The 26,545-nt window shown below is 73.3% G+C and carries 19 protein-coding genes and 1 other RNA gene; 9 read left to right on the top strand and 11 right to left on the bottom strand.

What is annotated here, in order from left to right:
• Positions 1 to 61 precede the first annotated feature (61 nt).
• Positions 62 to 988, top strand: a complete 927-nt coding sequence (locus ACFZCY_RS31685) for a zinc-binding dehydrogenase (protein ID WP_391180926.1) — start codon at positions 62 to 64, stop codon at positions 986 to 988.
• Here ACFZCY_RS31685 and ACFZCY_RS31680 read toward each other — a convergent pair.
• Positions 981 to 1,499 (bottom strand): GNAT family N-acetyltransferase, encoded by a 519-nt coding sequence (locus ACFZCY_RS31680; protein ID WP_391180923.1) that lies wholly within the window; start codon positions 1,497 to 1,499, stop codon positions 981 to 983. The two genes, ACFZCY_RS31685 and ACFZCY_RS31680, sit on opposite strands and share 8 nt — an antisense overlap.
• Entirely contained in the window at positions 1,496 to 2,782 is a 1,287-nt protein-coding gene (locus tag ACFZCY_RS31675) for a helix-turn-helix domain-containing protein (RefSeq protein ID WP_391180919.1), read from the bottom strand. Before ACFZCY_RS31675 ends, ACFZCY_RS31680 begins: the two co-directional genes overlap by 4 nt.
• A gap of 206 nt (positions 2,783 to 2,988) precedes the next feature.
• Here ACFZCY_RS31675 and ACFZCY_RS31670 point away from each other — a divergent pair, with 206 nt between their 5' ends.
• From ACFZCY_RS31670 to ACFZCY_RS31645, 6 genes are all read left to right on the top strand, one after another.
• Positions 2,989 to 3,435: an ATP-binding protein gene (locus tag ACFZCY_RS31670; RefSeq protein WP_391180917.1), complete on the top strand. Its 447-nt coding sequence runs from the start codon at positions 2,989 to 2,991 to the stop codon at positions 3,433 to 3,435.
• A gap of 119 nt (positions 3,436 to 3,554) precedes the next feature.
• Positions 3,555 to 3,821: a putative ATP-grasp-modified RiPP gene (tgmA, locus tag ACFZCY_RS31665; RefSeq protein WP_391180915.1), complete on the top strand. Its 267-nt coding sequence runs from the start codon at positions 3,555 to 3,557 to the stop codon at positions 3,819 to 3,821.
• An 8-nt stretch (positions 3,822 to 3,829) separates the two neighbouring features.
• Complete coding sequence (gene tgmB / locus ACFZCY_RS31660; protein WP_391180913.1) at positions 3,830 to 4,801, top strand: ATP-grasp ribosomal peptide maturase; 972 nt, start codon at positions 3,830 to 3,832, stop codon at positions 4,799 to 4,801.
• Positions 4,798 to 5,973: an ATP-grasp peptide maturase system methyltransferase gene (gene tgmC / locus ACFZCY_RS31655; RefSeq protein WP_391180910.1), complete on the top strand. Its 1,176-nt coding sequence runs from the start codon at positions 4,798 to 4,800 to the stop codon at positions 5,971 to 5,973. Before tgmB ends, tgmC begins: the two co-directional genes overlap by 4 nt.
• A 102-nt stretch (positions 5,974 to 6,075) precedes the next feature.
• Positions 6,076 to 6,528 carry a hypothetical protein gene (locus tag ACFZCY_RS31650; protein ID WP_391180908.1) on the top strand — a complete coding sequence of 151 codons (453 nt, stop codon included), beginning with the start codon at positions 6,076 to 6,078 and terminating at the stop codon, positions 6,526 to 6,528.
• Positions 6,525 to 11,054, top strand: coding sequence for a hypothetical protein (locus ACFZCY_RS31645; protein ID WP_391180906.1), 4,530 nt, complete (start codon positions 6,525 to 6,527; stop codon positions 11,052 to 11,054). Before ACFZCY_RS31650 ends, ACFZCY_RS31645 begins: the two co-directional genes overlap by 4 nt.
• Before the next feature lie 74 nt (positions 11,055 to 11,128).
• Here ACFZCY_RS31645 and ssrA read toward each other — a convergent pair.
• The 5 genes from ssrA to ftsE all read right to left on the bottom strand — a co-directional run bounded on the left by ssrA (position 11,129) and on the right by ftsE (position 15,027).
• Positions 11,129 to 11,499: a transfer-messenger RNA gene (ssrA, locus tag ACFZCY_RS31640) on the bottom strand.
• 110 nt (positions 11,500 to 11,609) lie between these two features.
• Positions 11,610 to 12,095, bottom strand: a complete 486-nt coding sequence (smpB, locus tag ACFZCY_RS31635) for an SsrA-binding protein SmpB (RefSeq protein ID WP_391180903.1) — start codon at positions 12,093 to 12,095, stop codon at positions 11,610 to 11,612.
• Between the two features lie 18 nt (positions 12,096 to 12,113).
• Entirely contained in the window at positions 12,114 to 13,328 is a 1,215-nt protein-coding gene (locus ACFZCY_RS31630) for a S41 family peptidase (RefSeq protein WP_391180899.1), read from the bottom strand.
• Between the two features lie 68 nt (positions 13,329 to 13,396).
• On the bottom strand, positions 13,397 to 14,308 hold the full coding sequence (gene ftsX, locus ACFZCY_RS31625) for a permease-like cell division protein FtsX (RefSeq protein WP_361489056.1): 912 nt from the start codon (positions 14,306 to 14,308) through the stop codon (positions 13,397 to 13,399).
• Between the two features lie 29 nt (positions 14,309 to 14,337).
• Positions 14,338 to 15,027, bottom strand: a complete 690-nt coding sequence (gene ftsE / locus ACFZCY_RS31620) for a cell division ATP-binding protein FtsE (protein ID WP_009717451.1) — start codon at positions 15,025 to 15,027, stop codon at positions 14,338 to 14,340.
• Between the two features lie 328 nt (positions 15,028 to 15,355).
• Here ftsE and ACFZCY_RS31615 point away from each other — a divergent pair, with 328 nt between their 5' ends.
• The gene (locus ACFZCY_RS31615) at positions 15,356 to 15,556 is read left to right on the top strand and encodes a hypothetical protein (RefSeq protein ID WP_055555454.1); all 201 of its coding nucleotides are present in this window, start codon (positions 15,356 to 15,358) and stop codon (positions 15,554 to 15,556) included.
• 94 nt (positions 15,557 to 15,650) lie between these two features.
• Here ACFZCY_RS31615 and ACFZCY_RS31610 read toward each other — a convergent pair whose 3' ends face one another.
• The 4 genes from ACFZCY_RS31610 to ACFZCY_RS31595 form a co-directional block, all read right to left on the bottom strand.
• Positions 15,651 to 16,343: a PT domain-containing protein gene (locus ACFZCY_RS31610; protein WP_391180894.1), complete on the bottom strand. Its 693-nt coding sequence runs from the start codon at positions 16,341 to 16,343 to the stop codon at positions 15,651 to 15,653.
• 314 nt (positions 16,344 to 16,657) lie between these two features.
• On the bottom strand, positions 16,658 to 17,770 hold the full coding sequence (gene prfB, locus ACFZCY_RS31605) for a peptide chain release factor 2 (RefSeq protein WP_391180891.1): 1,113 nt from the start codon (positions 17,768 to 17,770) through the stop codon (positions 16,658 to 16,660).
• 87 nt (positions 17,771 to 17,857) lie between these two features.
• Complete coding sequence (locus tag ACFZCY_RS31600) at positions 17,858 to 19,345, bottom strand: protein kinase (protein ID WP_391180888.1); 1,488 nt, start codon at positions 19,343 to 19,345, stop codon at positions 17,858 to 17,860.
• Positions 19,346 to 19,550: 205 nt separating this feature from the next.
• Positions 19,551 to 21,293 carry a protein kinase gene (locus tag ACFZCY_RS31595; protein WP_391180885.1) on the bottom strand — a complete coding sequence of 581 codons (1,743 nt, stop codon included), beginning with the start codon at positions 21,291 to 21,293 and terminating at the stop codon, positions 19,551 to 19,553.
• Positions 21,294 to 21,840: 547 nt separating this feature from the next.
• Between ACFZCY_RS31595 and ACFZCY_RS31590 the strand changes: the two genes are divergently transcribed.
• Positions 21,841 to 26,397, top strand: coding sequence for an FHA domain-containing protein (locus tag ACFZCY_RS31590; protein WP_391180883.1), 4,557 nt, complete (start codon positions 21,841 to 21,843; stop codon positions 26,395 to 26,397).
• The last annotated feature ends 148 nt before the right edge of the window (positions 26,398 to 26,545 follow it).

The raw sequence follows: 26,545 nt of genomic DNA, 5'->3' as shown, positions 1-26,545 counted from the left end.
CGCTTCTGCCACTCAGTGGCATAAATAAGCCCCACGCCCCCTTCCGGAAGGCCGAACCCCCATGCGCGCGCTGCTCGTCGACTCCACCTCCCCCTCCGGTCTCCGCCTCGGCGAGACCGCCGACCCCGAACCCGCCCCGCACGAGGCGCTCGTCCGGGTGACCGCCACCTCCCTCAACTACGGCGAGGTGGCCCACCGCGACGAGGCCCCCGACGGCACAGTGCTCGGCTGGGACGCCGCCGGGGTGATCGAGCGCGCCGCCGCCGATGGCTCCGGACCCGCCGCCGGGACCCCCGTCGTCACCATCGGCGAGGCAGGTGGATGGGCCGAACTGCGCGCCGTACACACCGGCCTGATCGGCATCCCGCCCGCGGGCGCCGACCCCGCCGCCCTCAGCACCCTCCCGGTCGCGGGCGGCAGTGCGCTGCGCGCCCTGCGCCGGATCGGCGACACCCTCGGCCGCCGCATCCTGATCACGGGCGCCACCGGCGGCGTCGGCCGCTACGCCGTCCAACTCGCCCGCCTCGGCGGCGCGTACGTCATCGCCACCACCGGCGACCCGGCGGCCCACGGCAACGGCCTGCGCGCCCTCGGCGCCCATGAGGTGATCGCGGCACCGGAAGAGGCCGACGCCCCGGTGCACGGCGTGCTGGACCTCGTCGGCGGCCCGCAACTCGTGGCTGCGTACGACACGCTCGGCACCCACGGCACCCTGGTCTCCGTCGGCCATGTGACGGGCCAGCCCGAGACCTTCCCCTTCGGCGCCCTCTACGGGAACGACGGCCGCCACGACCGCTCGATCGTCACCTTCTACCTGCTGGAACGCCCCGACATCGGCCCGGACCTGACCTGGCTCGCCGAGCGCCTCGCGGCGGGCGACCTGGACCCGCAGATCTCCTGGCGCGGCGGCTGGGACCGGGCGGACGAAGCCATCGCGACCCTCCTGGACCGCCGCCTCCACGGCAAGGCCGTCCTGGAGATCACCTGAGAACCATCACCGTCAGGACCGGCGCCTCCGGCGAGGACTGCGCGGTGCCCACAGCCCGGTATCCCCACGCCGTGTAGAGGGCCTGCACCTTCCCGTCCTGGTTCAGCGGGTTCACCATCAACGAGGCCTGCGCCTCGACCCGCCCGGCCAGCAGAACGTCATGCAGCTTGCGGGCGATCCCCTGCCTGCGCCATCGCCGACGGACCATCATCTCCTTCACCGCCACCGTCGAAGCCCCCGCAATGCTCGGCTCGGGCTCCGGACGGGTGCGGCGCCACCAGCGGTCCTCCGCTCCATCGAGCCGGTTGGCGTAGAGGTAGCCGACCGGCTCGCCCGAGTCGTACGCCACCACGGCCTCCCATCCCGGCTCGGCGGCATGCCGGTGCAGCCGCTCCCCGAACGTCTCTGGGTCGTAGTGCGGCAGGTGGAGCTTGTGCGCCCAGCACTCCTTGTAGATGCCCATCAGGTCATCCCACACGGACTCCACGTCGCCGATCCGGACGAGGCTCACAGGGCCCCGGTGCGGGCCGCGAATTCCCGCACTCCCGGCACGCGGGCGGACGTGTACAACAGGTCCGCCGTCAGCGCCCTCAGCGCAGGCCGCCGCACTTCCTGCGGCGCCTCCTGCTCCACCCTGCGGAGCGCCGCGAAGGTCTGCGGCTGGTCGCCGAGGGCGTGCCACATGCGCGCTGTATCCGTCCAGGCGCGGGCGCGACGCTCCGCCGTGGGCATGGAATCGATGTTCAGCCGTGCGGCGACCTTCACGCCCTCATCAGGCGTGCCGAGGGCGTTGAGCACGCCGATCCGGTACACGTCCACCTGCGTCTGGCTGACGTCCACGGTGTACAGCCCCGGTACCGCCTGGCGCCGCTCCGTCTCCTCCTGAGCCTCGTCCAGCAGGCCCAGCGCCGTGGCGCGGTCCCTCCTGGTGGCCGCCGTGTACGCAGCCGTCAGCATCAGCGTCGTACGCACAGCCCCGGTCGCGGACTGGTCGGCATCCAAATCGGCCGCCTCCTGGGTGAGCAGCCGAACCGCAGCCGGGCACCGCCCCGACCGCCGCATGGTGATCGCGAGCACCCGCGAAGCCTCACCGATCGGAACCGGGTGGCCGCTGGCCCGGGCCGCCGACAGCGCACGGTCGGCAGCCACCCAGGCCGAGTCGTTGTGCTGTTTGAGCGCCAACTCGGCAGCCAGCACGTATGCCCGCGCGAGCACCATGCTCGCCTGCTCTCGCGCCCGCCCGCTCGACGCGTCCCGCGTCGCCGAGGCCGCGGCGAGCAGACCCGGGAGCGCGCGGCCGAGAGAGGCGTAGCGAGCAGCGCAGAAGTCCGCCCGTGCGGCCGCCGTCTGCTGGACGAGACGGGCCTGTGGCACCGGGGCAGCGGAGGGGAGCCGGAAGAGAGCGTCCTCAAGACCGGCCGCCGGGTCGAAGGGTCCGGAAGCGGCACCGGCTGGGGCAGCACCCGCAACGGCCGTTGCCCCGGCCGCCAACGCACCGGTGAGCAGTTCCCTACGACGCACCGCATCCTCCTCGCCCGATGGACACTCCACCGTATCGACCGCGGGTCCGTCCGGCACAGAAGTCGTCGTCAGCCGGTCGAGTGGAAGGTTCAAGAACGCGGCGAACCGCACCAGCGCGGCGTAGTCGAGCCGCATGCGGCCGGACTCGATCCGGGAAACGGCCGACGCGGAGTAGCCACACGCCTTGCCGACTTGCGCCTGGGTGAGACGGGCAGCGCAGCGGGCACCGCGAAGGATCGACCCGATGTCAACTCTCGCTGAGCCTAAGTCCATAGGTACCTCCCGAGGAACAACGAGAGACACGACGCTAGCGGCACCGTTAGCGGGTGAGGAGGGCGTACAGAAGCACGCCGTATGCGGGTCCGGCACACGGTGTGCGGAAGGACGCTTCACGCCCCCGCACGACGCGGTGAACCGCCATGGTGATGCCACGCCCAGAGCCCCGCACTACGTGGCCCGCCCACCAGAAGGCCGACGAAATGACCACACTGCTCACCCCCACCGGAACAGGCCATCCGGCCTACTCCCAGTCGCTCCCGTGCACCGAGGAGTCCGTGGGCATCGCGCGCCTGTCCGTCGCCGCGACCCTGCGCGCCTGGGGGCTGGAGGACCTGGTGGACGACGCCCGCTTGATTGCCTCGGAGCTGGCCACCAACGCGGTCCGGCACGCCGTCCACCGCATCCCCGACCCGGAGCGGCGTGGCAACTTCCGCCTCAAGGTCGAACGCCCCGGCGATCACCTGGTACGCATCTCGACGTTCGACCGGTCCCGGACCGTACCCCGCGTCCTCCAGGCGAGCGAGACCGCCGAGTCCGGACGCGGCATGGCCGTGGTGGAAGCCCTCGCCTGCCGGTGGGGCATCGACCCGAGGCCCTGGAGCAAGGGCGTCTGGGCAGAGTGCGCCGTCCGGGGCCACCTGCCGTGACGCCCGACCTGCACGGGGCCGGCAGCCCGGCCCACCTCATCGCCCGCACACAGCCCGCACGTCCCTCAGCCGTGAGCGGGGACGGACACACCACGCCCACCTACCCGACCGGAGAAGCCATGGCCACGTCCGCCGTTCCCCGCCACGCCACCCCCGTCCGCCCGTGGGGCCTGCGCCGACTCGGCCCGTACCCCACAGCGACGCAGATGCCGTTCACCACCGTCACCATCGACCCGGACACCCAGACCGGCGTATTCCGCGACCGCGACGGCCTGGTGGTCGAGATGGGCAAGCACGGCACCAGCTCCGCCACCTCGACATCGACCGTGACGAACCTGGACTCGCGCAACGACGCGGGCTCCGACCAGGACTCGCAGCAGGACTGACAGCCCCGATGACCGACACGAACCCCGTCCTGGTAGTCACGGAACCGCTCGACATCACCGCCGACATGGTGATCACCCACCTCAACGAGCGCGGCGTTCCGGTGGTCCGCTTCAACCCCGCAGACCTTCCTGTCGGGGAGCTGACGGTCTCGGCTCGGTTCGGCGGCTGCCCGGCCTCCACTCCGGTGGCCGGGCAGCTCCGCACCCCGTCGAGGACCGCCGGCCTGGAGCAGGTACGGGCGGTGTACTGGCGCCGCCCCACCTGGCCCGCCTTCGAGCACCTGGACGCGGACGACGCGCGCTACTCCGCCGCGCAGATCCGTCACGGGCTCGCCGGCACCCTCTACGCCCTCGATCGCCCCCTGTGGGTCAACCATCCCGCCCGCGCTGCGGCAGCTGACCACAAACCCACCCAACTCGCCACAGCCGTACGCCTCGGCCTCACCGTGCCCGCGACGCTGGTCACCAACGACCCTGTCGAGGCTCGCCGGTTCATCGCCACGCACAGGCAAGTGATCAGCAAGACGCTGCGATGGACCCCGTACGAGCGAGACGGCGTCGGTCTGACGAGCTGGGCCGAGCCCGTCACCGCCGATGAAGTCGACGACACCGTGACGGCGGCACCGCACCTGTTCCAGGCCCGAGTGGACAAGGTGGCCGACCTCCGGGTGCTGGTCGTCCGCCGACGGTCGTTCGCCGTCCGCATCGACTCCGGCCTGCTGGACTGGCGCAAGGACCACTCCGCCCTGTCGTACAGCGTGGTAGACCTGCCGGATCGGCTGGAAAAGGCGCTATTCGCCTGCCTCGACCATTTCGGCCTCCCCTCCGGGAGCTTCGACCTCGCCCTCGACCGCGACGGCGAACCCCACTGGCTTGAACTGAACCCGAACGGCCAATGGGGGTGGCTGGAGGAGAAGACCGGCCTGCCGATGGCCGCCGCCTTCGCCGATCTGCTCGCTCAAGGAGACAACCCCGCATGATGCCCGATACCGCACCTGAACGGCGCGCCCTCGCCGACCGGCTCCAGGAGGCCGGAGTTCTCACCCACCCGAAGTGGCGCGCGGCGGTCGAGGCCGTACCCCGTGAACTGTTCCTGCAGCCCGGCGTGTTCCTGCCCACCGACGACGGCCGCTGGCGGCCCGTCACCGCGCTCGGCACCGACCCGGAGGAATGGTCCGAGATCGCCTACCGCGATGAGTCCCTGGTGACGCAGCTGGATGGCCACCTCACCGCCGACCAGACCGCCGCACCCGTCCCCGGCGTGCCCACATCGTCGTCCACCACGCCCGTGACGGTCGTCGGCATGATCGAGGCCCTGGATGTCGAGGACGGTCACACCGTGCTGGAGATCGGTACCGGTACCGGCTACTCCAGCGCCCTGATGTGCCACCGGCTCGGAGAGGACAACGTCACCACGATCGAAGTGGACCCGGGCGTGGCCGCCCGTGCGGATGCCGCCCTGGAAGCCGCCGGATACTCCACCTGGACCATGACCGGCGACGGACTCCTCGGCCACCCCCGCCGCGCCCCGTACGACCGTGTCATCGCCACGTGCGCGGTACGCCGCGTCCCCTACACCTGGGTACGCCAGACCACGCCGGGCGGCGTCGTCCTCGCCACCCTCGCCCCCGGCTCGTGGGCATACGGCACCGGTCTCGCCAGGATCACCGTGAACGGCGACGGCACGGCCGAGGGGCGGATCGTCGGGGAGTCGTCGTTCATGCAAGCTCGCTCCCAAGCCGTCGTACCGCTCGCCGGGGACCTGTCGGCACGTACCGCCTACGCGGACAGCGCGCGCGAAGCGAAGGTGTCGCCGACGCTGCTGGAAGAGTGGATGCCCGCCTTCCTCGCCCAGCTCGCCGCGCCCGGCGCCCAGTTCGTGCGCGCCACCCGGGGCGACGGCGCCCGGCAGCGCTACCTGTTCGATGCGGACCGCGAATCCTTCGCCGCGTTCGCCGAGAACGGCTCGGGCTGGACCGTCCGGCAGGGCGGACCCGTGGCGCTGTGGGACGACATCGAGCGGGCGCTCATCGCCTGGCAGGACGCCGGACGCCCCGGCATCGGCACCGTGCGGCTCCGCGTCACCGCCCGCTCCCACACGTACCGGATCGGCGACCGGCCCGCGTTGCGCTGGGAACACCGCATCGCCTGAGCGAACATCGGCCGTCATGGCGTGAACCGGTCTCTCTCCTCAGCCACGACTACCGCTACCCTCCCGGGGCAACCTACGCGAACCAGGCCACCGGGGGAGCCCATGCGTATCGGTTTGACCGTCCGTGCCGACGAGCGGAACCCATCTCCGGGGGCGGACACCGCCGGTGCCGGACCCGACGATCTGCGACGTTGGCTGGCCGGTCAGCCGGGGCTGCGTGGCAGGGTGCGCAGAGCCACCGACTCCGGCCCGCCGCCGGGGGCCATGGGCGCGGGGACGGACGTGATCCTCGCGCTGCTGGAGCCCGGTGGCGTCGCCACGGTGCTGGCCGGGGCCGTGGTGGCCTGGCTGCAGACCCGCCGTGGGAGCCGGACCGTCACCATCACGCGCCCCGACGGTACGGAGATCTCCGTGAGCTCCACAGAGGTCGGACCGCTCGACGCACAACAGGCCAGTGAGCTGGCGGCGCGGCTCGCGGCCGCCCTTGAACCGGACGCGCGCGCCCCGGAGGCCGGAGGCGGGGGGCCGTCCGACGGTGTGCCACCGGCGTCATGACCGACGCCCGCCCCCTGCCCGGCACGCCCCCGTCCCCGACCGGGCTGGCCGCGCCGGGGGCCCGCGCGGTGCTGGTCGGGACCGGTGAGCACGTGGCTGGTTCCGCGCTGCCGCCCTTGCCGAGCGTCGGGACCACGCTGGACGACCTGGAGCGGGTGCTGCGCGACGTCTGCGGCATGGCACACGTGCACCGGGTTCCGGCGGGCGCCGCGCAGGCGGAAGTCGTGGCCGCCGTGGAGGACGCCGTCGCCGAAGCCACCGGGCCGGTGTTCTTCGCGTACGTGGGCCACGGCATCCTCGGCCCGCGGGACGAGCTCTACCTCGCCACTCACGCCAGCCTGGCCGACGACCGGATTTCCGGCTCCGTTCCTTACCGGACCGTCAAGGATCTGCTCGGCGGCGCCCTGGGCGGCAGCGTGGTCGTGCTCGACTGCTGCTTCTCCGGCCGTGCCACGGCCCCGGGCGGAGGCGAACGCAGCCCCTACGCCTCCGCACGCCCGGACGGCAGCTTCCTGCTCACCTCCGCCTCGCAGTTCGCGCTCTCCTTCGCCCCCGAGGGCGCCCGGCACACGCTGTTCAGCGGGCAGCTGCTGCGGCTGCTGGAGAACGGCGACCCGGGCGGCCCGCCCTGGCTGACGGTCGACTACCTGCACGGAGCGCTGGACCGTGCGTTCCGGGACGGGCCGGTACGTCCGCACGGGCAGAGCGAGGGCAGGCTCGGCGGGCTGGTGGTGGCCCGCAACGCCGCCTACCGCACCGACGCGGTGCCGCCCGGCGAGCCACCGGCCGATGTGCCGTGCCCCTACCCGGGCATGCGGTCGTTCGGGGCGGCCGACCAGGAGTGGTTCTTCGGGCGCGAAGAGCTGACGGAGCAACTCGTCGCGACGGTGTGCGATCCGGCACTGGACCGTCCGGTCGTGCTGGTGGGCGCGTCGGGCTCGGGCAAGTCGTCGCTGCTGGGCGCGGGGCTGCTGGCAGGCCTGGAGACCCGGCACGGCGTCGGACGCGACGCGATCCCCTGGCCCGCGCTGCTGCTGCCGGCCCCCGGCGCCGACCCGCTGCAGGCCCTCGCCGAACGCTGGGCGTCGGCCACGGGACGGCGCCCGGAGGAGGTACGGGAGGCCTTCGAAGCGGGCCGGTTCCCCGGCCCGGCGCCCGGCCGCCGGGCCTGTCGGCTGCTCGTGGTCGACCAGTTCGAGGAGGTCTTCACCCGCTGCGAGGACGCCGAACGGCGGAGCGGCTTCATCCGGCTGCTGTGCGGGCGGCCGACCGACCCGGCCGACCCGGGCGACCGGCCCACGGTGGTCCTGGCGCTGCGCGCCGACCACTACGGCGACTGTCTGGCCCACCCGGAGCTGGTCGACGCCCTGGACCACGGGCAGTTCACCGTGGCGCCGATGGACCTGGACACCCTCCGCGCCGCGATCGAGCGCCCGGCCGCGCGGGCGGGCCTCACTCTGGAGGACGGTCTCGTCGACCGGCTGCTGTCGGACCTGCGCCGGGGCGGGGCCCCGGGGACGGCGCGGGGCGCGGCGGCCCCGTTCCTCGCCCATGTCCTCGTGGAGACATGGCGGGAGCGCAGCGGAACGGTCCTGACCCTGGCCGGGTACCAGCGCACCGGCGGGATCTGGCAGTCCGTGACCACCTCGACCGACACGCTGTACCAGGCGTTACGGGAACCCCAGCGGCACATCCTGCGCCGTCTGCTGCTGAGCATGGTGCACCTCACCCCGGCCGGTGAGGTGGTGCGCCGCGAGGTCGCCCCGGCGGACCTGCTGGAGGAAGGAAGCGCCGAGGGCGTACGGACCGTCTGGGACCATCTGGTCCGGACCCGGCTGGTCACGGTCGATCACGACGGCGCGCGGTTCTCCCACGACGCGTTGCTGCACGCCTGGCCCGAGCTGCGGTCGTGGATCCGCGACGCCCACGCCGACCTGCTGGAGCACCAGCGGCTCGCGGAGTCGGCCGCCGTCTGGGAGGAGCACGACCGCGACCCCCATTACCTCTACACCGGTTCGCAGCTGGCCCAGGCGCGCGGACGCCTGGATCCGGACCGCCCCGGGAACACCCCCGGCATCGCGCTCACCGCCGTCGAGCGGGAGTTCCTGACGGCCGGGGCCGAGGCCGCGCGGCGCGGCCGCCGCCTGCGCATGCTGTGGCGCGGCGTGGCCGCTTGCGTCGCGCTGCTGCTCGTCGCGATCGGCACGGTGGCGTACGTCGAACGGAGCGAGTCGAGGAAGCGGGCGGACGAGTTGGCCTCGAAGCGCGTCGCCGCCCAGGCCGACTCGCTGCGGGACGAGGACCCGGTGACGGCGCTCGACCTGAGCCTGGCCGCCTACCGCCGCTCCCCCACCGTCGACGCGCGGTCCGCCGTGCTCCAGTCGGCGTTCTCCCTCACCCCGCCGGTGGCACTGCGGGGGCACTCCCGCGAGGTGATCAACCTCGCGTACCGGGCGGACGGAAAGGTGCTGGCCAGCTCCTCGACCGACCGCACGGTCCGCCTGTGGCACACGGCCAACCCCTACCGCCCGGCCCCGGGTTCCGTACTGAAGGTGGGCGGTCCCCCGGCCCTCGCCTGGCATCCGGACGGCCGTCACCTCACCGCGAGCACCAGAGATGCGCTGTACGTCTGGGACGTCCGCGACGCCCGGCATCCCCGGCGCGTCGCCCGGGTGCCGGTGCGTGACGGACGCGTCTTCGCGGCGGCCTTCAGCCCGGACGGCCGTACGCTGGCGGTCGGCTCGGAGCACGGCCGGGTGTGGTTCTGGGACCTGCGCGACCCCCGGCGTCCGGTCCGCACCGTGGTGGCGGGATCGAGGCGCGGAAAGCCCGTGGAAGCCATCGCGTTCAAACCCGGCGGCAAGGTCATGGCCACGGCGGTGGGAGACGGCACCGTGCAGCTGTGGAACACCGCGGACGCCCACCACCCGAAGCCGGGCACGGTCATCCGCGACGCCCGCGTACTGTCCCTGGCCTTCAGCCCGAACGGACGGCAGCTGGCGGGCGGCGGCGCATCGGGGGAAGTGGCCGTCTGGAAGGTGACCGACCCGGAACGCCCCCACAGATACCCCGGCACGGGATCGGTCACCAACAAGGTCCTGACGTCGATCGCCTTCAGCCCGGACGGACAGTACGCGGCGGCCTCCTCGTATGACGGCAGGCCGCACCTGTTCAGAGTGCGTGACGACACGTACACCTCGGATCCGCTGCTGGAGTTGGCCGCGCTGCCCCGCATGGGCAAGGCCGCCGAGAGGGACCTGTCCCTCACCTTCCGCCCGGACGGACGCGGCATCGCCGTCGGCGGCTCCGACGGCCTGGTCCACCTGTGGAATCCGCCACCGGGCTCGGTTCCCGGCACCACCGATGTGGCCGGATCGGTCAGCGGCTCCGCCTCGGATCGGCAGGGGCGGTTCATCGCCACCTCGACCGGCGAACGTACGCGCATCTGGCGGCTCGGCGAACCGGGCACGCCTCCGGTCGAGGCCGCCGCGTTCCCCCGGCCCTGGAACAAGGCGCGCTTCCTGCCGGGGGGACGCACGCTGATCGCGCAGACCGCGGACTGGAAGCGCCTGCGGCTCTGGGATTTCCGGGGCGGCCGTCTGCGCCCCGGGTACGAGTTTCGCCCCGCGGCGCCCACGGATCGCTCCATGACCTTCGCCGTCGCCTCCGAGGGTGGTCTGCTGGCGGTGGCCGACCCGACCACGCGCACCGCGACCCTCTGGGACATCCGCGGTGCGGCGCGGCCGAAGCGGCTGAGCAGCCTGCCCGTGCCCGAGGACGGGTTCAGCCTGGCCTTCTCCGGTGGCGCCCGGGTCTTCGCCGTGCTGTCCAATTCGGGCCAGCTATGGAATCTCGCCGATCCCCGGCATCCGCGGCGCATGTCCCTCGTCGGTGCCGACGGCAAGGACGTGCCCATGGCGGTCAGCTCGAGCGACGGGCGGCGGGTACTGGTCACCGACCCCGGCGGGGGCGGGACGAAGCGAGCCCATGTGTGGTCCGTGACCGCGCAGGGCAGGGCCCGCCGGATCGGCACGGTCGACGCGGACGGCCTGACGCTCCGCCTCATCTCCGGCCGTCTGCTGGCGGGCATCTCCTCATCCGGACGGCCGGCCCTGTGGTCCCTGGACCGGCCGGGGACCACGGTTCCCCTGCCGGGACCGCTCGGCGCCATGGGGGACCTCACCTCCGACGGCACCCTGCTGGTCTCGTGGAAGAAGTACGGAGGGCTGGCGCTGTGGCGGCTGGCGGAGGAGGATTCACCGCCCGGCGGCGCGGAGCTCCTGGCCCTCACGTCCGACCCCGAAGCGGTGGCCGTCAAGGACTTCACGGAGCAGGGGGACGCCATGGTCGTGTCCCCGGACAGCCAATTCTCCTCGCCGGCCGCGCTGGGAGCGGGCACGGTCCTGGTGGACGTCGACTTCCGGCGGCTGGTCGACACGCTCTGCTCGGTCCGCCGCGCGGCGACCTCCGGGGACCGCTGGCACCGGCTCTTCCCCGATCTCGACTACCGGGACCCCTGCCCGTGACGGCCCGGCCCGGGCCCTGCCCCGGACACGACGAGGGCCCCGCCGGATGGCGGGGCCCTCGTCGTACATGGGATGAGTGGAGATGGCGGGAATCGAACCCGCGTCCAACGGTGCGGAATCAGGGCTTCTCCGAGCGCAGTCCGCTGTGATTTTCTCGGCCCCGGAGATCACGCGGACAAGTCTCCGACGGGCTCAGTCACTGTTTGATTTCCCACTACACCCCGTGACCGGGTCTAGTGGTTTAGTTCCCTAGTCGATGCCAGGATCCGGGTCGGGAACAGCCCCGGGCTGACACTTCGCAAAGTCGCTACTTAGGCAGCGAGGGCGAAGGAATCGCGCTTGGTGTTGGCGATTATTGGTTGCGACATATGGTTTACGAGATCATTGCCGCTTCCTCGGCTCGCTTCCCCTGCTTCGACAGCCGCTGTCGAAACCGATCATCCCCATGTGGTGTTTTCAAAGGTGGTGCCACGCCCTCGTGTGGGGGCGCACCGCCATCATAGGTGAACAACGCGCTACGGGGCCACATCATTCCCGTCGGGGCGACGTCCGAGGTCAGACTCGGCCGCGTTCGCGGCGGCGGACCGCCGAGATCGCCCGGTCGGTCTCGCGGCGGTCCTGCTTCTCGCGGAGGGTCTGGCGCTTGTCGTATTCCTTCTTGCCCTTGGCGAGCGCGACCTCGACCTTGGCGCGGCCGTCCTTGAAGTACAGGGACAGCGGCACGATGGTGTTGCCGGACTCCTGGGTCTTGGCGAGGAGCTTGTCGATCTCGGCCCGGTGCAGCAGCAGCTTGCGGCGGCGCCGTGCCGAGTGATTGGTCCACGTCCCCTGGCTGTACTCGGGGATGTGGACGTTGTGCAGCCACGCCTCGCCGTTGTCGAGCTGCGCGAAGCCGTCGGCGAGCGAGGCGCGCCCCTGGCGGAGCGACTTCACCTCGGTCCCGGTCAGCACCAGACCGCACTCGTACGTGTCGAGGATGTGGTAGTCGTGCCGCGCCTTCTTGTTCTGCGCGATCAGTTTGCGACCCGTCTCTTTAGCCATAGCGAGGTCATTCTCGCACTAGGACCCGCCCCCGAGGCCACTCAATACCGTACGGGCGCGTGCCTCGGCGCTCGGGCCGTCGTCGCCGTGGACGGTGAGATCGGGGGTGATGCCCTCGCCGTCGACGTTGCGGCCGGCGGGGGTGCGGTAGTGGCCGACGGTCAGCTCGGCGACGGAGCCGTCGGCGAGCTTGCTGGGCATCTGCACCGAGCCCTTGCCGAAGGTGCGGGAGCCGACGACGATGGCGCGGCCGCGGTCCTGGAGGGCGCCGGTGAGCAGTTCGGCGGCGCTCATGGTGCCGCCGTCGACGAGGACGACCAGCGGGCTGTGGGTGTCGCCGCCGGGCCGGGCGTCCAGGACGCGCTGCTCGCCCCGTACGTCGTACGTGGCGACCAGGCCGCCGTCGAGGAAGGAGGAGGCGGTGGTGACGGCCTCGGTGACCAGGCCGCCGGAGTTGCCGCGCAGGTCCAGGAGGATGCCATGGCCTGGAGGTACGTCCCGCACGGCGCGCCGCACCTCCTCGCCGGAGCCCTTGGTGAAGGACTCGACCTTGATGCGGACGGCGCCCCGGCCGCTGTCGCCGACGCGGTCGACGGTGACCGGCTCGGTGGCCAGCCGCGCCCGGTGCAGGGTCTGCCGCCACCGGTGGCCGTCGCGCTCCAGGCCGAGCACCACGGGGGTGCCCGCCGAGCGGCCGGTGTGTCCGCGCAGCCGGGCGACGACCTCGGTGACGGGGTGGCCGGTGGCCTTCATGCCGTCAACGGTCAGCAGCCGGTCGCCGGACCGGATCCCGGCCCGGTCGGCGGGGCTGCCGGACTGGACGTGATCGACCTCGATCCGGCCGCCGGTCCCCACTCGCGCGGAGACCCCGACGCCGACGTAGGCGCCGTCGAGGTGCTGGCGGAATCCTTCGTACTCACGGGCGCTGTAGACCGCGCCCCAACGGTCGCCGCTGCGGCTCACCACGTCACGGGCGGCCTGTGAACCTGACTTCCCGTCCTCCGCGGCCTCGGCAGCCGCCGCCTCGACCTGGTCGCTCTCGACGGAGCCGGCGGCGACCGGGCGGATCGGTATCCGCGCGGCCGACGAGCCCCGGTCGGCGGCTCGGGCGGGACCTTCCGCGCCCCAGGAGCCGGTGGCGGCGCCGGTGGCGAGCACGCTCACGAAGACCAATGTCAGGGCGGCCCCGTGGCGAATGCGGCGGGGATGGACGAACAAACACGGGCCCGACATGCCGGTGAGTGTAGGGCAAGCCCGGGCGCCGTACGGCGGGTTGTGAGGTACGGCGCCCTGGGCGAATGTCACACCTTGAGGTACTTGCGGAGCGCGAAGAAGGCCGCGAGGGCGGGCATGAGCAGCCCGATCGCCAGCACCAGCGGCAACTTGGCCAGCACCGCGTCCCAGCCGATGAAGTTGATCACGTCGATCTTGCCCGCGAGCCAGTTGTCGACCAGGAAGTACTGGCCGCTGACGAGGAGCACGCAGGAGAAGCCCGCCCCCAACAGCCCCGCGATGGCGGCCTCCATGATGAACGGCATCTGGATATAGAAGCTGGACGCCCCGACGAGCCGCATGATCCCGGTCTCCCGGCGCCGGCTGAACGCCGACACCCGCACCGTGTTCACGATCAGCATCAACGCGACCACCAGCATCAGCGTCATCACGCCGAGCGCCGCGTATTTCATGCCGTTGAGCAAATTGAACAGATCGTCGACCAGGGCCTTTTGGTCCTGGACCTCCTGCACCCCGGGCCGGGCGGCGAAGGCGGTGGAGATGACGTCGTACCGCGTCGGGTCCTTCAGCTTGATGCGGAAGGACTCCTGCATCTGATCCGGAGTCAGCGAATCGGCCAGCGGTGAATCGCCGAACTGCTCCTTGTAGTGCTTGTACGCCTGCTCACTGGTCTCGAACTGAACCGACTCGACGATGTTCATCTGGTTCAGTTCGGAGCGGATCTCCTTTTTCTGGACGTCGGTGGCCGCGCCTTTCGCGCAGTTGGCCGAGGACTCCTTGTCGTTCTTGTTGCAGAGGAAGATCGAGACGTTGACCTTGTCGTACCAATAACCCTTCATCGTGCTCACCTGCTCGCTCATCAGCAGGGACCCGCCGAACAGGGCGAGCGAGAGGGCCACGGAGACGATCACCGCGAAGGTCATCGTGAGATTGCGGCGGAGACCGACGCCGATCTCCGACAGGACGAACTGGGCGCGCATGGCGTCCTTTCAGGTGCTGGTAGCCGTGATCAGTGCTGGTAGCCGTAGACGCCGCGGGACTGGTCGCGGACAAGACGGCCCTTCTCAAGCTCGATCACGCGCTTGCGCATCTGGTCCACGATCTGCTGGTCGTGCGTGGCCATGACGACCGTGGTGCCGGTCCGGTTGATCCGGTCCAGCAGCTTCATGATCCCGACGGAGGTCTGCGGGTCCAGGTTGCCCGTCGGCTCGTCCGCGATCAGCAGCATCGGACGGTTCACGAACGCGCGCGCGATGGCCACGCGCTGCTGCTCACCGCCGGACAGCTCCCCGGGCATCCGGTCGTCCTTGCCGCCCAGGCCCACCAGGTCGAGCACCTCGGGCACGGTCTTGCGGATCGCGCCGCGGGGCTTGCCGATCACCTCCAGCGCGAAGGCGACGTTCTCCCCGACCGTCTTGTTGGGGAGCAGCCGGAAGTCCTGGAACACCGTGCCCAGCTGGCGGCGCATCTGCGGCACCTTCCAGTTGGACAGCCGCGCGAGATCCTTGCCCAGCACATGGACCGCGCCGTGGCTCGCCCGCTCCTCGCGGAGCAGCAGCCGGAGAAAGGTGGACTTTCCCGACCCGGAGGAGCCCACCAGGAAGACGAACTCGCCCTTTTCGATCTCGAGCGAGACATCCCGGAGTGCGGGACGGGTCTGCTTGGGGTAAGTCTTGGATACGTTGTCGAATCGGATCACTGATGCACCACGGTCGACCTGGGTAGCGGTACGGGCTGCAGCCGGAGCGGCTCCCGTCGGTGAGCGTGACCATACGCGAACCGCGCGCGGGCGCGCAGCGCCCATCCGGCTTGGTGCGTTTATTCACGGCACTATTGGGGGCAAACGGTTGACAAACTGGCCGTCGGACCGTCCGAAACGGCCACAGAACCGGTACGGATGCGGTACGGAATCGTGCGGGGCGCGCCGAACCGGGCGGAAGCTGGCACAGTGGAAGGGGAACCAACCCATTTCCCCGAGCGTTGGCCCCATATCTACTGCGGCACCGCCGCGCGGGAGGAGAAAGCGCATGACGTACGACAGGCTCGTCTGCGCCAACTGCGCGAGCCCGGTCAGCGAGGGCCGCTGCCCGGTCTGCCGGGCCAGCAGGGAGCGCCTGCAGCAGCAGGAGGGCCCGTTCGCCGGGCTGACCCCGGCCGCGCTGATAGCGCTCCTGGTGGCACTGATCGCGGTGGCCGTGCTCGCTCATGAGATGGCGGCGGCGGCGTAACGCAGCGTAACCGGCAGGTACCGGTCACCCGACGCCCGAGGGGCCCGGAGCTCTGCAGCGCTCCGGGCCCCTCGTCGTGCGTGTGGCGTATGAATCAGGCCACGTTGTTGTTGCGGTTCGCGAGACGCGGCATGACGCGGAAGCCGATGCCACCCGCGATCATCGTCGCGGCACCGATCAGCAGGAAGGTGGTCTCGGAGGAGGCACCGGTCTCGGCCAGCTCCTCCTTGGCCTTGCCCTGCTCGACCGGCTTGGAGCCGACGCTGTCGGTGTCCGTGTTGTCGTCGCAGTTGGTGGAGTCGAGGTCCACGGTGCAGGTGGAGTCGTCGCCCCCGGCGCCGCCGCCCTGGCTGGGCGAGGTGCTGGGCTGGCCGGACGGCCCGTCGGTCGGCTCACCGGTCGGCTGGGCCGTCGGTCCGTCCGTCGGCTCGTCGGTGGGCTGGTCGGTCGGCTCGTCCGTCGGCTGATCCGTCGGCTCGTCGGTCGGCTCGTCGGTGGGCTGATCCGTCGGCTCGTCGGTCGGCTCGTCCGTCGGGATGTCCGTCGGGTCGTCCGTCGGATCACCGGTGGGAATCTCGGTCGGCTCGTCGGTCGGGTCGTCGGGGTTGCGGACGCCGACACCGACGTCGAGGCCCTTCTCGTCCGCCTTGACCGAGGCGTCGACGCCACCGATCCCGACGTCGATCCCCACGGCCGATGCGGCGCCGGCGGCGGTCAGCGACGCACCGGCGGCGATCACCGCGGCGGCCGCTATGCGCGCGACACGCAGCCGCGTCTTCTTCGTCATCTGCCTGCTACCCCCAGTAGCTGTACTCGTAATGGAGAGCAGCTATGCACGGGGCCACGGCCGTCAGGGGGAGAAGTTCCGGGCTCTGCCTGCTCAGGCGATCCACCGGTCCCCGTTCACACGCGCCCCAGTCATACGCATGCCGCGCGTCAGCCTTCCCAGTTTTCATGACACCGTCAAGCGTCTTTGGGAGCGAGATGTCCGCTATGAAGGTGCTTGCGTGACGCATGGGTACAGGACTGTGACCAAAAAAGATCCTTGCGCGACCACTTGGGGATCGGGGAGACCGTCGCGGGGGGCCGCTGAGCGGGTCCTCAGCTCTCCTGCTCGCGCTGCTTGCGCCAGCGGATTCCGGCCTCGAGGAAGCCGTCCAGCTCGCCGTCGAGCACCGCCTGCGGGTTGCCGACCTCGAACTCGGTGCGCAGGTCCTTGACCATCTGGTACGGGTGCAGGACGTACGAACGCATCTGGTTGCCCCAGGAATTGCCGCCGTCGCCCTTGAGCGCGTCCATCTTGGCCTGCTCCTCCTGGCGGCGGCGCTCGAGCAGCTTCGCCTGGAGGACGTTCATCGCGGTCGCCCGGTTCTGGATCTGCGAGCGCTCGTTCTGACAGGAGACCACGATGCCAGTCGGGATGTGGGTCAACCGGACCGCGGAGTCGGTGGTGTTGACGCCCTGCCCGCCGGGGCCCGACGAACGGTAGACGTCGACCCGCAGCTCGGACTCGTCGATCTCGATGTGGTCGGTCTGCTCGACCACCGGCAGCACCTCGACGCCCGCGAAGGACGTCTGACGGCGGCCCTGGTTGTCGAACGGCGAGATGCGCACCAGGCGGTGGGTGCCCTGCTCGACGGAGAGCGTGCCGTAGGCGTACGGCGTCTGCACGGCGAAGGTGGTCGACTTGATGCCGGCCTCCTCCGCGTACGAGGTCTCGTAGATCTCCGTCTTGTAGCCGTGCCGCTCGGCCCAGCGCAGATACATCCGCTGCAGCTGCTCGGCGAAGTCGGCGGCGTCGACGCCGCCCGCCTCGGCGCGGATGTTGACGACCGCCTCACGGGCGTCGTACTCGCCGGACAGGAGGGTACGCACCTCCATCTCGTCGACGGCCTTGCGCACGGCCTCCAGCTCGGCCTCGGCCTCGGCGCGCGCGTCCTCGTCGCCCTCGTCGGAGGCCAGCTCGAACAGCACCTCGAGGTCGTCGATCCGGCCGCGCAGCTCCTCGGCCCGGCGCAGATGACCCTGGAGGTAGGAGAGCTTGCTGGTGATCTTCTGCGCGCTCTCCGGGTCGTCCCACAGGGACGGGGCCGCCGCCTGCTCCTCGAGCACGGCGATGTCGGCCCGCATCTTGTCGAGGTCCAGGACGGCCTCGATCGACCCCATGGTCGAGGAGAGGGACTTCAGCTCTTCGGATACATCGACGACTGCCACGTGCACCAGCCTAACCGCTATAGAAGGATCTCCGGCCCGTCGGTCCCTCGCCGGGACAGCGGACCCTCATGGGAGGACCGGCGGCCCTCAGCGGGCACCGGAATCCTGCCCGGGCTCCTGCCCCGAACCCTGTCCGGCACCCTGCCCCGAACCCTGTCCGGCGCCCTGTCCGGCACCCTGCCCGGAGTCCTGCGAGGACGAGTGCTCGCCGCCCTTGGGCGCATCGCCGCCGTCCCCGCCGCCCGCGACCAGCCAACCGCCGATGCCCAGGACGACCAGCGCCGCCACCGTGGCCGCGGCGACCTTGAGCCGACGGCGGCGCAGCGCCCCCGAGACCGCCGGATGGCGCGCGGAGCCCGCCCGGCGCTGACCGTGAACGCGGGGGGCGCGCGCGGTGCCGTGCGCGCCGCCCGCCAGCTCGTCCGCGCTGGGCACGCGCATGCTGGTGTGCGTATCGCGGCTGCTGTCCGGCACCGCGCCCGGGACCAGCGGGACCGCGCCGCGCCGCCGCTGCTGCGGCCCGCCCTGGCGGTATCCCGGTCCGGCCCCCTGGCCGTATCCCTGCCCGGCCTCCTGGTCGTAGCCCTGGCCCTGGCCCGGTCCGGCGGGGGCGGGCCGGTGCCCGCCCTCCGGGTGGGCACCCTCGCCCTCCCATTGCTCGTCGGACTCGTCCGGCTCGTCGATGTCCAGCGGCGGGTATCCGGCCAGGCCGGGCAGGATCTCGCGCAGCCGCGCGGCCAGCTCGGAGGCGCGCAGCCGGGAGGCGGGCGCCTTGGCGAGGCACTGGAGCAGCAGCTGCCACAGCTCGTCGGGGATACCGGGCAGCGGGGCGACGGTCTCCGTCACATGGCGGCGCAGGATCGCGCCGGGGTGGCCGCCGCCGAACGGGGTGAAGCCCGCCAGCAGCTCGTACAACACCGTGGCCAGGGCGTACACATCCACGCTGGCGCGCGGCGGCAGCCCCTCGATGATCTCCGGCGCGAGGTAGTCGGGGGTGCCGATGACGCTGCGCGGGTTGGGCGAGCGGCCCTGCGACGACTGCTGGCCGCGGGGCGGGCGGCCGCCGCGGGCCCGGCCCGGTTCGTCGACCAGGCGCGCGATGCCGAAGTCGGTCAGCAGGGCGGGGTGGGAGCGGCCGGGGCCGAGCGGCCCCTGCATGTCCAGCAGGACGTTCTCCGGTTTGACGTCCCGGTGCACGATCCCGGCGGCGTGCGCCGCGGCCAGCCCGTCGGCGACGTCCGCGGAGATCGCGACCGCGGCCTCCGGGGACAGCCGCCGCTCGCGGTCGAGCCGGGTGCGCAGATCCGTACCGCGGATCAGGTCCATGACGAGGGCCAGGTCGTTGCCGTCCACCACGAGGTCACGCACGCCGACCACCCGTGGGTGGTCGAGGCTGAGCAGCGCGGTGCGCTCCTGTACGAAACGGCCCACGAGCTCCTGGTCGGAGGCGAGATCCTCGCGCAGGAGCTTGATGGCGACCGGCCCCTCGGGACCCTCGCCCAGCCACACCGTGCCGGCGCTGCCGCGGCCCAGGACCTGGTGCGCGGTGTACCGGCTGCCGATCTTCCGTGACAAGACTGCTCCGAATCCTCCGCCGGGGGGCACGTTGGCGACAAAGCTACGCGGCTACTGGCGCGTTGGGGGCATCAGACAGCGCCAACTGTCACTTCTGAGCGGAAAACACCCCTTGGATGTCGACAAATCACCTGACTCGGCGCATCGGTCGGGGTGTTGGGGGCGTTCCGGTGTGCTTTTGGTACGCGGGGGATTCAGCCGTGGGTCAGTTCGGGCCGCCGAGGCTGGAGATCCAGTCCTTGACGTCGGTGACCCAGGACGAGACCGCGTCCCAGTAGCCCTTGCCCTCGGCGATCCAGTCCTTGAGCGGGGTCAGCTCCCAGATCAGCCAGGAACCCACGACCAGGATCAGGATCACGAACAGGCAGCCCTTGAGGCAGCCGAGCCCGGGGATCTTCATCCGGTTGGGGTTGGACCCGCGCTGCCGGGGCTCGCGGCGCTCCGGCTCCGGCTGCTGCGGCGGCGCGTAACGCTGCGGCTGCGGCTGCTGGGGGTGGTGCGGGGCCGGGGCGTACTGCTGCGGCTGCTGCTGTTGCTGACGGCGCTGCTGACGGCGCGACGGCTGCGGCTGCGGGGGCTGCTGCGGCTGCTGGTACGGCTGTTGTTGCTGCTGCTGGTACTGCTGTTGCTGATAGCCCTGCTGCTGGTACCCCTGCGGCGGCTGCTGCGGTCCGGGGCGGCGCTGGGGGCGGCGGCGCAGCGGGTCCTCGCCCGGGTCGAGGTACTGGACCTGCGTCTGCTCGTTGCGGTCGCGGGCCGCGGCCATCTGGTTCTGCCAGGGGTGCGGATCGTCCTGGCCGGGGGCGCCGCCGGGCGGCACGGGGGGCATGGCCCGGGTGGGGTCCGCCCCGGGGGCGCCGGGGCCGTTCGTGGGCATCGCCTGGGTGGGGTCGGCGTTGGGGCCCGTGGTGGGGAGCACGTTGGTGGCCGCGGCCGGGTCGTAGCCGGGCTGGTTGCCCGGCGCGTTCGTCGGCAGCACCTGGGTCGCGTCGCCCGCGTCCGCGGGGGCGGCGTCCGGGACCGGAGCCGGTGCCGGGTCCGGCGCGAGCAGCGCGGCGACGCCGAGGGCGGCCTCCGCCTGCGCTGCCGAGGCGTGCACGCCGATACCGGCGGCGACCACGCGCAGGCCCCGGGCCAGGCTCTCGGCGCTGGGGCGCTCGTCCGGGTTCTTGCGCAGACAGCGCTCTATGACCGTCCACAGCGGCTCGGGCACGGTCGTGGGGCGGCGCGGCTCCTCGCTCAGGTGCCGGTGCAGCACCTCGAGCGCGGTGTTCCCCGCGAACGGCGGACGGCCGGTGACCAGCTCGTACAGCATGATGCCCGCGCCGTAGATGTCCACCGCGGACGTCTGCGGACGGCCCTCGGCGGACTCCGGCGCCACGTAGGCGGGCGTCCCGACGAACTCCTGGGTCCGGGTCAGCCCGGGCGAGTCGGCGAGCCGCGCGATGCCGAAGTCGGTCAGCATCGGGTGCATCTCCTCGCCCTCGCCGGTGCCCGCGAGGAGCACGTTGGCGGGCTTGAGGTCGCGGTGCACGATGCCGTCGGCGTGGCTGGCGGCGAGCGCGTCGGCGATCTGCGCGGTGAGGAGGGACGCGGCGACGGGGGTGAACGGGCCGTTGGCGCGCAGATAGTTGTGGAGGTCCGGACCGTCGATCAGGTCCATGACGAGGGCGAGCAGATCGCCCTCGACGACGAGATCGCGGGTGCGGACGATGTTGGGGTGGGTGAGACGGAGCAGTACGGAACGCTCGCGGAGAAAGCGCATGACGATGTCCGCGTCGTTCGCCAGCTCCTCCTTGAGGACCTTGATGGCGACCGTCTCGCCGGGCTGCCCGGCCACGGCCGCCTCGGCGCCCGCCGTCTCCCGCTGGCTGGCCCGCCAGACGGTGCCCGTGGCTCCGCGTCCGAGCGGCTCCTCGAGCAGGTACTTGCTGCCTACCGGCCGCACGTCATGCGCTCCCTGGTCGTGGTCATATCGCTTGCATCGCTTGCTGCATCGCTTGTACTGACTGCCGTGCTCGTCCGCCCACTGTAATGGGGACGGACGAGGAGCCGTACCGATCAGCGCTGATCACCGCTGAACGCCGTCCGAGCGGGCTCGAGCGGACCGCGGGACCCGACCGGGCTCGCGACCGGGCCCCGGGGAAAGACGCGTGATCCGGAGGGACGGTTGCCCACTCCTCGCTCCCCAACACGGCGGAACCGTCCTCACTCACGCGGCGCTCACGCGGCACTCACGCAGCGGATCCGGTCGCAATCAGCCAGTTTCGGCCGACTAGCCGACCAATCAAGATCATGTGGCGCCAGGCGGCGGGCGAACTGTCAGCGGCAGGTGCGAGGATGCACGCAGCACGGAAGCGCCGAGCGGCGGGGGGCTCACGCTCCGTGACCCGTACGACCCCGTACGGACCTGTACGTGCCGAAGCGCCTGGGGGCGAGACGGCGGGGTTGGCACCCCCGCCCGGCCCCCCGGACAGAAGGGACCGTTGACGGCGATGCAGATTCGGCTGACCGTCCTCGGGCCGCGCAGCGCCCATCCGGGCCGTTCCGGCCATCCTGCGCCCACGCCGCCGCCGCACGCCCTCGCGGGCGCGGTGGACGTGCTCGTGACCGCTCCCGTCGGCACCGCCCTCGCCTCCGTGACGAGCGGCCTCGCCGCCGCCGTCGCCGCGGCCGGGCACGACGCCGGGGGCGGCACCGGCGCGGTCGTGGTCTACGCGGGCTCGGAGCGGCTCGACCCACAGCGCTGCGCGCTCGGCGAGCCGCCGCTGGTGGACGGCGCGGTGCTCTCCCTCCACGCCCCGGCCGACCCCGACCACTACCCCGGCTACCCGGGCTACCCCGGCCTGCCCGAGGCGGCCGTGTCCGACGCCACGGTCCACCTGGACGTGATCGCCGGACCCGACGCGGGCGGCGTCCACCTGCTGCACGGCGGCCAGGTCCGCATCGGCCGCTCCGCCGACGCCGACGTCCCCCTGGACGACCCCGATGTCTCCCGGCTGCACTGCGCCGTGACGGTCACCGAGGACGGCCGGGTGACCATCGCCGACCTCGGCTCGACGAACGGCACCGCCGCCGACGGCGCCCCCGTCGGCCGCGACCCGGTACCGCTTCCGCCGGGCGCGCTGCTCCGGATCGGCGAGTCCGCGCTGCGGCTGCGCGCCCCCGCCGCCGCGCCGTCGTCCCCGGTCCGCCTCCCGGTCCACCCGGACGGCGAGGGCCATCTGCGGGTCGCCCCCCGCACGGACGGCGTCGCCCACGCCCAGGGCCCCTGGACCGGCGCCCCGGCCCCCCGCCACCCCGGCCGGGGCTGGGCCCCGGCCGGCCAGTGGGACGCCACGACCCCCGCGGGCCCCCAGGGCATCACCCCCCACCCCGGAGCCCCCACCACCCACGGCACGGGCACGTCGCCGGGCGCCCCGGCCGCGGACACGGGACCGCATGCCGAGCGTCCGGCAGCCCCGGGCCACCCCGCCGCCCAGGCCCCCTGGGCCGAAGGCCCGGCGGGCGGCAGCGCGCCGTACGGCGACCCGGCCGGCAGCGGGTTCCCCGGACAGCCGGGCGGGATCCCCGGACAGCCGGGCGCGGCGGGCAATCCGCCGTACGGCAGCCGGGTCCCCGGCGCCGCCGGACAGCCGGGGCCCCGGCCCGGAGGACCGGGCGGCGGCGCGCCGTATGACGACCCGGCCGCCACCGGACCGCGCGGCGCGACCAACGGGCCCCCGGCCGACGCACGCGGCGCCGCCGGGCGGCCGGGCGCGGGCGGCAACGCGGCGCATGGCGACCCGACGGGCAGCGGGCTCCCCGGACAGCCGGGCGCGGCGGGCAACGCCCCCTACGGCGGCCGGACCCACGGCGGCCGGTCCGCAGCCCCCGCGCACGACGCGCAGGAACCCCGGCCCGGGGACGCCCGCACGAGCGGGGGCAGGCCCCCAGCGAGCCCCGCCCCCTGGACCGGGGGCGCGGCAGGCGGCAGCGCGCCGTACGGCGACCCGACCGCCCCCGGGCCGTACGGCACAGCCGACCGACGCCCGTCCGACGACCGCGACCCGGCCGGACGGCCCGGCGGGGGCAGCGGCGCGCCCCACGGGACCCCCACCGGCAGCAGCCGGCCCCCCGGCGTCGCCGGACGGCCGGGGCCTGGGGCCGGAGGCCCGGGCGGCGGCGCGCCGTACGACGACCAGACCCACCCCGGACCGCACAGCCCCGCAACCGACCAGCGACCGGGCGCGGGCGGAGGCGCGGCCTACGACACTCCGACCGGCACCAGCCGGGCCCCCGGCGGACCGCACGGCGCGCAGGAACCCTGGGCGGGCGACAGCCGAACCGGCCAGGGCAGGCATCCCGCAAGCCCCGGCCCCCGGGCCGGAGGCCCGGCGGGCGGCGCGCCGTACGACGACCCGGCCGCCACCGGGCCGCGCGCCGCAACCGACGGGCCCCCGGCCGACGCACGCGGGCTTCCCGGACAGCGGAGCGCCGCCGCAGGCGGCAACGCGCCGTACGGCAGCAGCCGAAGCTCCGGTGCACCGCGCGGACCGCAGGAACCCTGGCCGGGCGGCGCGGATCGCCTGGGCGCGGCCGGCGGCTCCGGGCGCGGCGACCAGGAGCCCTGGGCCCCAGGCCCCGCAGAAGGCAGCGCGCCGCACGGCGCAGGCGACCGGCGTCCCGGGGGCAGGGGGCGGGGGACGCCGTTGCGGGGGACCACCGTGCCGCAGGGGCTCGGCGAGGCGGGGGCGTACGCGTACGACGCGCCCGGGGCGCAGGTCCGGCGGCGTGGGATAGGGGCCTGGGTGCGGCAGCTGACCGGGGGCCGGGGCGCCGAAGAGCGCGGCGCGGACGAGGCGGCGAGCGCCGAGGACGTGGCGGCGCGGGCCGCCGAGGAGGCCGCCGCGCTGCACCGGCGGTGGCCGGACCCTGCCGCCGTGCTGATGACGGCGCTGGGGCCGGGGCCGCGGCTGTGGGAGCGCGGGCCGGGCCACCCGGACGCGCTCACCGTGCGGCTCGGCTCCGCCGACCGGCTCTCGGGCGCGGGCGGGCTGCTGCCCGCAGCGCCCGTGACCGTCGATCTGCGGCAGGCGGGTTCGCTGGGGCTGGCGGGGCCGCGCGGGCGGCTGGCCGGGCTCGCCCGGTCCGTCGTGGCGCAGCTCGCGGCGCTGCACCCGCCGGGCACGCTGGAGATCGTGCTGCTCAGCACCGAGGACCGGCCCGCCGAGTGGTCCTGGCTGGGCTGGCTGCCGCAGGTCCAGCCGTTGCGCGGGCAGGACTGCCGGTTGCTGCTGGCGTACGACGCGGAGCAGGTGACGGCCCGTACGGCGGAGCTGACGCGGCGGCTGGACGACGCCGCGGGGGGCCCGGCCGGGCCGTACACGGTGGTGATCGTGGACGGCGATCCGGGCCCGCCCGCGCTGCGCGAGACGCTCGGGCGGCTGGCGGTCGGCGGTCCGGGGGCCGGGATCCATCTGCTGTGTCTGGCCGAGGCCCCGGCCGCGTCGCCCGCCTCACCGCTGTCGGTGAGTTACGAGACGGCGTGCGCCGCCTCCCCGGCGTTCGCGTCGTGCGAGGTGGCGGCGCTGCTGAGCGGTGATGTGGCCACCGGGCTGCAGATCGTGCGCCGGGATGCCGCCACCGGCGGAGCGGGCGTCCCCATGTGGGTGGCCGGGGCCACCACGGCGGCCACCGTGGACGCGGTGTCGGGGGCGTGGGCCGAGCGGTTCGCGCGGGCGCTCGCACCCCTGCGCCCGGCCGCTTCCGGCCACGGTGACGAGGGCGGTCCGGGGCGGCAGGTGTCGGCTCCGCTGCCCGACTCGGCCCGGCTGCTGGACGAGTTGGGGCTGGCCCGGGCCACCCCCGCCTCCTTGATGGCCCGTTGGGCGGCCGCCGCGGACGAGGTCCCGGCGGGCGGCCGGGCGCTCGCGGTGCTGGGCGCCGGGCCGCGCGGGCCGGTGACCGTCGATCTGGCCGCCGACGGCCCGCATCTGCTGATCGACGGCGGGGCGGGCACCGGCAAGACGGAGCTGCTGCGGTCGCTGGCCGCCTCGCTCGCGGCCGCCGAACGGCCCGACCGGCTGGAGCTGGTGCTCCTCGACGGCGCGGGGGCAAGCGGCGGCGCGGAGCGCGGCGAGGGGCTGCGGATGTGCACCGACCTGCCGCATGTGTCGACGTATCTGGCGGCCTCCGACCCGGTGCGGATGCGGGAGTTCGCGCAGGCGCTCAGCTCGGAGCTGAAGCGCCGCGCCGAGCTGCTGGGCCGACTGGACTTCGTCACCTGGCACACCCGGCTCCGGGAGGGTACGGGCGCGAGTGCGGCGGGCGGCGCTTCCCCGCGGGTGATCGCGCCCCGCTCCCCCGGTGACGTCGACGCGCCGCCCAGTACGACGCTGAGGCTGCGCCCCCAGCGCGGCCGCCACGACCAGCCCGACCGTCCCGACCCGAGCGAGCAGCACGACCCCGGAGCGCGCACCGCGGAAGCTCCGCGCCCCTTCCCCCGCCTCGTCGTCCTCGTCGACGACTTCGACGCGCTGGTGGCCCCGGCCCTCGGCAGCCCGGGCCGCCCGGCGGCCGGTTCGGTCGTCCGCGCGCTGGAGGCGATCGCCCGCGACGGCGCCCACCTCGGCGTCCATCTGGTGGCGGCGTCCGGCCGCCCGGACCGTACGGCGGATACGGCGGCGGTCGAGCGGGCCGGGCTGCGGATCGTCCTGGAGCCCCGCCCGCTCGGCCCCGCCTCGTCCGAGCGGCCGGAGGCGGAGACCCACGCGTCCGACGCGTCCGGTGAGCCCGGCGGGGAGCACGCCCCCGGCCGCGGCCGTCTGCTGCGCCCCGAGGACGCCGCGACGACCCCGTTCCAGGCGGGCCGGGTCACCGGGCGGATACCGCGCACCGCGACCCAGCGGCCGACGGTCGTACCGCTGGAGTGGGAGCGGATGGGCGATCCCCCGGCCCGCCGCCCGCTGCGCGAACTGGGCAACGGGCCGACCGATCTGGCGCTGCTCGCCAGCGCGCTCCAGCGCGCCGCGCAGTCGGCGGACGCGCCGACCGCGCCCGCGCTGATCTGACCGTCGGGCTCCACCGGGGCGGGCGGTCCGCATCACGGCCCGCCCGCCGCTCAGCTCCTCTGCGCCTCAACCCCTCCGATTAATTGACGTTTTAACCGATCGCCGATCACCGCGATCACCGATCTGCCCGTTCCGCTCCCCCTTTGTG

The sequence above is a fragment of the Streptomyces sp. NPDC007983 genome (genome assembly GCF_042958345.1).
Lineage (GTDB): Bacteria > Actinomycetota > Actinomycetes > Streptomycetales > Streptomycetaceae > Streptomyces.
Note: the sequence above shows the minus strand (reverse complement) of the source record. Positions and strands in the feature narration are given on the sequence as shown.

Coding starts and splice junctions, on each gene's coding strand:
- ACFZCY_RS31685 (WP_391180926.1), top strand. CDS start 62: ATGCGCGCGCTGCTCGTCGACTCCACCTCCCCCTCCGGTCTCCGCCTC.
- ACFZCY_RS31675 (WP_391180919.1), bottom strand. CDS start 2,782: ATGGACTTAGGCTCAGCGAGAGTTGACATCGGGTCGATCCTTCGCGGT.
- ACFZCY_RS31670 (WP_391180917.1), top strand. CDS start 2,989: ATGACCACACTGCTCACCCCCACCGGAACAGGCCATCCGGCCTACTCC.
- tgmA (WP_391180915.1), top strand. CDS start 3,555: ATGGCCACGTCCGCCGTTCCCCGCCACGCCACCCCCGTCCGCCCGTGG.
- tgmB (WP_391180913.1), top strand. CDS start 3,830: ATGACCGACACGAACCCCGTCCTGGTAGTCACGGAACCGCTCGACATC.
- tgmC (WP_391180910.1), top strand. CDS start 4,798: ATGATGCCCGATACCGCACCTGAACGGCGCGCCCTCGCCGACCGGCTC.
- ACFZCY_RS31650 (WP_391180908.1), top strand. CDS start 6,076: ATGCGTATCGGTTTGACCGTCCGTGCCGACGAGCGGAACCCATCTCCG.
- ACFZCY_RS31645 (WP_391180906.1), top strand. CDS start 6,525: ATGACCGACGCCCGCCCCCTGCCCGGCACGCCCCCGTCCCCGACCGGG.
- smpB (WP_391180903.1), bottom strand. CDS start 12,095: ATGGCTAAAGAGACGGGTCGCAAACTGATCGCGCAGAACAAGAAGGCG.
- ACFZCY_RS31630 (WP_391180899.1), bottom strand. CDS start 13,328: ATGTCGGGCCCGTGTTTGTTCGTCCATCCCCGCCGCATTCGCCACGGG.
- ftsX (WP_361489056.1), bottom strand. CDS start 14,308: ATGCGCGCCCAGTTCGTCCTGTCGGAGATCGGCGTCGGTCTCCGCCGC.
- ACFZCY_RS31615 (WP_055555454.1), top strand. CDS start 15,356: ATGACGTACGACAGGCTCGTCTGCGCCAACTGCGCGAGCCCGGTCAGC.
- ACFZCY_RS31610 (WP_391180894.1), bottom strand. CDS start 16,343: ATGACGAAGAAGACGCGGCTGCGTGTCGCGCGCATAGCGGCCGCCGCG.
- ACFZCY_RS31590 (WP_391180883.1), top strand. CDS start 21,841: ATGCAGATTCGGCTGACCGTCCTCGGGCCGCGCAGCGCCCATCCGGGC.